The following is a 3,654-nucleotide window of genomic DNA, read 5'->3' on the forward strand; positions in this document are numbered from 1 at the left end:
GTTATAGCTATCGCCTATACAAGTGCCACAATGCAAGGTAAAAAAATTAAGGATATGGGAATCCAAAAATATGTCACAAGACCTGAAAAAAGATATAAAGGTCAACGCAGACACAGCAGTTTTTATGTGGTTCAACATCTCTATCATTGGCTCCAGCTACATCAAATGTTCCAAAAAAATATAGAAGAGCTAATGCAAATTAGCCGCTATCGGTTGAAGGATTACATCAAAGGACAAAGAGCGATATTGCTTGCCCTATCTACCTTCTAGCTCGCTTGTCCCCCTCTCAGAAAAACTTGACCAACTATCATTGGCTTACTTATTCTTAATTTGTTACTTTACTTTCCAAGGCGGATTTGGTATTACTTAGGCTGTTTGACCGCCTAAGTACTAGGCTATGGCTTTTCTACCAGCACTTTTTGAGAATTTACTAATGGGTGGGCTTGTGAGGGTTGAGGGTAATTAGAGTAAACTGAAAAGGTGTTATCATTTGGAGGTAAGTTGTTTTCGTTAACCACACAGCAAGCTATTAAGTCGGTTGAGCTTTGCCAAAGTCTCTCGGATGGATTTCGGGATATTGTTTTATTCCGATTTGACCCGTTACGGGGCGAAATTTATATCTTGGCAGGTGAAGACATTGAATTGATTATTTATGCCGATGGAAATTGGGAGTTTTTGCCAAATGAAGCCTAATTTTAACGAAATGAGCAAGTCCACTCTCAGAGCCTATGTTCTACAACACCGTGAGGATGATGAGGCTTTGCGGGCGTTGATGAGTCGTCGTGATCCGAATGCGATCAGGTATAATTTCCCTAGTACGGAGGAGGGTTTACGTCAAATGGAGGAGGTGATTCGCCGTAAAATTGAAGGGACTTTATAGGTATAGTCTTTTTTGCGGCTGACTCTGGGGTCTGGCAAATGCTGAAAATGCTGAAGAACAATCTTTCTCAAGAGCTTTGCTTCTTGTTGCTGCTGGCGGGTCAAAACTAGCTGACCAAAGCCTTTTGCCATAATAACTAACTGGGGAATGCCGACCGCTGTTCATTCTTAGGTTAACCCATTGAGTGTCTCCGAGACCGACTCAAAGGTTGTCAAGCTGGCACTCTATACTCCGTGTCGTTTGTCAAGTACAATTTGTACCAAAGTAAAGCAGTAATCTACCTACAAATATTTGAGTAACCTAACACAATGCAGTCATTTTTAACGATCTTCAACATTATTTGGGACAATGATCTATTTCATTGGATTACCCTTGCCGTTTTTTCAATTGCAACAGTATCGAAACTTAACGCCTAGTGAATTAGTAAATAGAGATAAATATACACTACCGCCTATCCCAATTTTTAGCGAATATATTTCAGAAATTTCTCCGTACTTTATCAAGAGCAATCAAGTAAATAGCGATACCGTTGATTGGTTATTGCGTTGCCTTGATCAAATGCCAGAGAGAGAACAAGCTTCTTCGGTTGATTTTATTTTAAGTAATCTTTCGATAGATATTGCTATTAAATTTCCACTATTAGTTTCATGGCTAAAAAATAATTATAACAATCATCAGAAACAAGCTCTTATTTCTCTAGTAGCTAGGCAAAACTTTAGAAATTTAATAGGAGCTATTAATTATAACAATTTTCGAGACTTAGTGAACTTAATTGTCAATAATATATACCTTGGAAATAATGATGAAAAGCAACTTAGAAATCGCCAGCTTTTCTGGAGTAATTATAGCAATAGTTTTATGAGAATAAAAATTTTACTTCCTGAACAAACCTATTCTATTATTGGCAATAAATTTAGGGAATATCAAGACATTCTGAAATTAGAAGATGACGGAAGCAATCCCACAGAGTTGTGTATATTTGATTTTTGATAGTGAAACAGAAAGTCTGTTGATATTAAGTTGAGTGCGATCGCTGATCTGGTAGATTGCGTTAGACAACAATCCCAAAATTAGGGGCGCAAAGAACTTGCCCCCTCTAGATATCACAGTAATTCCCCTGACCGTGGCTTCTAGCGGATCATTGCCCGGAGGGAACTAGAAAGTTGATTGGCTGCCCGTGCGGCCACCAATCCCGAAAGGGCAGCAACCACCACTGTAGCAAGGCAGGTTAGCTGGGCTGCCCCCGGCCCCCCCACCCCCAGCACCATCGCTACGGCAGTCAAAGGTAGGCGATAGCCACCAGCAATACCAGCCGCTGCCCCCGCCGCACCCGCCAGATCCCCCGAAATCTCAAAGGTGGTGGCGAACACCCGGCCACTGAGGTCGCCGATCGCCAGAAAAGGGACAAACACGCCGCCACAGCCCCCGGCTAAAACCGCAGCGGTGGTGGCCGCGGCCCGGAGCAGAGCTACCGCTAACAGATGGTAAGGAGTTGTTTTAATGTTTTCGGCCCAGTCGATAGCGGCTCCCCCCGGCCCAAAAGCCGCTGCCGGAGTCGCCACCCGTCCGATCACGATCGCCAAGAACAGCATCATCAGGCCACCAATGAGGAGACGAGTGCCAGGCCTGTCCCGTAAGCCTCTGGCCCAGTAGATCGCCTCACCAGTGAGGGCTGTAATCATGCCAGCGATCGCTCCGATCGATAAAGTGGCACCCACCGCATCCCAGAAATCAGTCGGGGCAACCTGCGGCACCACCAGCCGGATCAGTTGCAGCTTAAAGGCAGCGTTGACTCCCCATCCCACCAGTCCCCCGGCTAACATCGCCGCTGCCCGCTCCGGGGTGATCGGAACCTGGCGTCGCTGACTCAACTCAAACATAAAAAAGCTGCCCACCAGAGGGATTCCCATCAGGGCAGAAACACTGGCCGCACCGCCACCGATGGCCAGGGGCCGCACCAGTTGACGCAGGGCTGGATTTATGCTACCCAACCAGGTCCCCGTCGCCACGCCAATATGAGCCGCCGGTGATTCTGTTCCCATGGGCGCACCCAGTCCAACAGTGGAGAGAATGGCCAGGGCCCGCAACGGTGCTAGATTCCAGGGGAACCGCTCTTCGGCGCCGGATGCGTTCACCACGTCACCGGTCAGGTCGGCGCGAGCAATGTCATGGGGGAAGGAGTACCAGGCCATGAGAGAACCCCAGCGGCCAGAGGCAGTGGCCTCGCGGGGAGCTAAGGTCTGCACAGGTTGGCCCTTACCCAGTCCAAACAGGACTAGCACTGCTAAGGTAACGCCCACCAGCGGCAGCAGCAGTAGCCAAAAGTTACCTAGGTCAGAGGCAATTCTCAGGGTTTGCTTAATTGCCTCAGTCAGCAGTACCGCAGCCAGAGAGCCGATCAAACCGCCGAGCAGACCAGCAACGGCCCATGGGCCTACCCTGGTTAACAGAAGTTGTAGTTTGTTATTTAGCATCGCGCACAGAAAGTTAAGCTTTTATTGTTCCGATAGCAAGTCCATTTGAGTCGTCAAGCAAAACACCCTGAAAGTCTTTACCTAAAATGTCGGCTTGAAGGCTCTTGACATCCTCACCGCCGTAAACGGACGGTGATTCCCAAACCTTACGATTTAGGTTTCTGCTTCTTTCCCGAAGGATTTTTCGCACCTGCCTTAACAGATTTACTCTGTTCTGGTCTTATGGTCGCTCTACAGACTGACACCGCAAGCCCTGCGGCCAAAATATTTTTACTGGCGTTAATATCTCGGTCATGGTGA

General features: G+C 47.2%; 4 protein-coding genes and 2 pseudogenes. 4 read left to right on the forward strand and 2 right to left on the reverse strand.

All coding sequences use genetic code 11. The features are described from left to right. From PN470_RS19255 to PN470_RS19265, 4 genes and pseudogenes are all read left to right on the forward strand, one after another. A pseudogene (locus PN470_RS19255) lies at positions 1-270 on the forward strand (IS4 family transposase); the annotation flags it as partial. Between the two features lie 210 nt (positions 271-480). Further along, positions 481-693 carry a DUF6888 family protein gene (locus PN470_RS22425; RefSeq protein WP_036397117.1) on the forward strand — a complete coding sequence of 71 codons (213 nt, stop codon included), beginning with the start codon at positions 481-483 and terminating at the stop codon, positions 691-693. Next, positions 683-880 (forward strand): DUF6887 family protein, encoded by a 198-nt coding sequence (locus PN470_RS19260; protein ID WP_002736866.1) that lies wholly within the window; start codon positions 683-685, stop codon positions 878-880. Before PN470_RS22425 ends, PN470_RS19260 begins: the two co-directional genes overlap by 11 nt. Positions 881-1,252: 372 nt before the next feature. Then, positions 1,253-1,870: an EH signature domain-containing protein gene (locus PN470_RS19265; RefSeq protein ID WP_258012280.1), complete on the forward strand. Its 618-nt coding sequence runs from the start codon at positions 1,253-1,255 to the stop codon at positions 1,868-1,870. Between the two features lie 140 nt (positions 1,871-2,010). Here PN470_RS19265 and PN470_RS19270 read toward each other — a convergent pair whose 3' ends face one another. Then, positions 2,011-3,354, reverse strand: a complete 1,344-nt coding sequence (locus tag PN470_RS19270; protein ID WP_002774085.1) for a chloride channel protein — start codon at positions 3,352-3,354, stop codon at positions 2,011-2,013. A 146-nt stretch (positions 3,355-3,500) separates the two neighbouring features. Next, positions 3,501-3,654, reverse strand: a pseudogene (locus PN470_RS19275) (RNA-guided endonuclease TnpB family protein); the annotation flags it as partial.

This window comes from Microcystis sp. CS-574, assembly GCF_028329095.1.
GTDB lineage: Bacteria > Cyanobacteriota > Cyanobacteriia > Cyanobacteriales > Microcystaceae > Microcystis > Microcystis ichthyoblabe_A.